This window comes from Vibrio sp. D173a (assembly GCF_030248475.1).
The window spans coordinates 1-1,816 of the sequence record NZ_JAHGAH010000763.1; the positions used below are offsets into that span (position 1 = coordinate 1).

2 protein-coding genes are annotated in these 1,816 nt (G+C 46.6%); both read left to right on the forward strand.

Annotated features, from left to right (window positions below):
* Positions 1 to 764: SPOR domain-containing protein (locus KIV40_RS29085; RefSeq protein WP_285352703.1), on the forward strand; the 764-nt coding region annotated here is incomplete at its 5' end.
* A 69-nt stretch (positions 765 to 833) separates the two neighbouring features.
* Positions 834 to 1,673, forward strand: coding sequence for a Dam family site-specific DNA-(adenine-N6)-methyltransferase (locus tag KIV40_RS29090; RefSeq protein ID WP_285352704.1), 840 nt, complete (start codon positions 834 to 836; stop codon positions 1,671 to 1,673).
* Positions 1,674 to 1,816 lie beyond the last annotated feature (143 nt).

A 1,816-nucleotide genomic window follows, 5' to 3' on the forward strand; every position in this document is an offset into this window, starting at 1 on the left:
AGCCAACGCCGGACGATAAAGCGGAATCGCTGATTGCTCCAATTGAACAAACGGCTATCCCGACGTTTGAAACGGAAACCAGTAGAAACGACCAGAATCTAGAAGATGTGACTGCGCCAGATTCTGATGCCAATGACAACTACCGTGCTGCTGAAGACGATACCTCATCGCTGCCGCCTGTCGTAGTTGAAGAGACGGTCAGTGTCGGTGCTGAACAAGATACTCAACAAAGAGTCGTTATCACCTCTGATGTTGTAGATGCTCTATTGGAAGGCAAGCCAGAGAGTGTCGATACTCAAAACATTGAAGACGCAGTGGAAGCGAACAGTTCACCAAGCGAGATTTTAGTAACCCCTTCTCAGGCTGCACTAGAGGCTTCAAGCGATGATGACGGCTCTGCGCGTGAGCAAGCCGAATTGGCAGCACAAGAAGCGGCTCAAGCACCAGCGAAAACCATCACGTTTTCGTTCGCAAGAGATGAACTCAAAGCCCTGTCGCCAAGAGCTTATACTCTGCAACTGGGAGCAATGACAGAGCTGGAAGATGTTCAGGCTTTCATTGAAAAATACGACATCGCTGACGATGTGCGTATCTACCCAACGGTTCGAAATGACACCGAGTGGTTTATTGTCACCTATCAAGATTTCCCAACCATTCAGGTGGCGCGAGATGCGGTAAGTACACTCTCAAAACCTCTTCAACAGTTGGAACCTTGGGCAAAATCGATGAATCAGGTGCATAGAGAGATAGAACGTGCGAAATAACCCTGAGCTTAGTCTCAAAATATGTTACATTCCGCAGCCGTATTTTTGAGTTGATAGATAGAGCAGTAAATGAAAAAGCAGCGTGCCTTTCTAAAATGGGCTGGTGGTAAATATGGCCTAGTTGAAGACATCCAACGTCACCTGCCGCCTGCTCGTAAATTGGTGGAACCGTTTGTTGGTGCAGGTTCGGTGTTTTTGAACACGGATTACGATCAATACCTACTGGCTGACATCAACCCTGATCTTATCAACCTGTACAATCTCCTCAAGACCGATCCTGAGACCTACATTGCGGAGGCAAAGCGCTGGTTTTGCCCTGAGAACAACCGCAAAGAAGCGTACTTAGATATTCGAGCTCAATTTAATGATACTGATAATGTCATGTATCGTTCTTTGGCATTCTTGTACATGAACCGCTTTGGTTTTAATGGCTTGTGTCGTTACAACAAAAAAGGTGGTTTTAATGTGCCATTTGGCTCTTACAAAAAACCCTACTTCCCAGAAGCTGAACTTGAGTTCTTCGCTGAAAAAGCCAAAAAAGCGACGTTTGTCTGCGAAGGCTACAGAGAAACCTTTAGTCGTGCTCGTAAGGGATGCGTGGTTTACTGTGATCCTCCTTATGCGCCACTTTCTAACACGGCAAACTTCACCTCTTACGCAGGTAATGGTTTCTCGTTAGATGACCAAGCTGCACTGGCTGATGTCGCAGAAAGAACGGCGATGGAACGTGGTATTCCTGTATTGATCTCGAACCACGATACGACGCTGACTCGTCGCCTATACCACGGTGCAGACCTGAATGTGGTGAAGGTGAAGCGTACTATCAGTCGTAACGGCGCTGGTCGTAATAAAGTTGATGAGTCATTGGCCTTGTTCCACGCTGAAAAAAAACAGCAGGCTGCAGAGTAATCTGATACATCTGTACCCGTTTATCGCTCTTAGAAATATCCCCCCTTCATGCCAGCTGCTGAGTTGGCACTTTGATAAACAATTCTCTTGAACTGCTAGGATCTCTGTCATCGGTTAGGTAGAATTGCGCACCAAATAGTCTT

Excerpts from the sequence above, each read along its gene's own strand:
- KIV40_RS29090 (WP_285352704.1), top strand. The coding sequence starts at position 834 with ATGAAAAAGCAGCGTGCCTTTCTAAAATGGGCTGGTGGTAAATATGGC.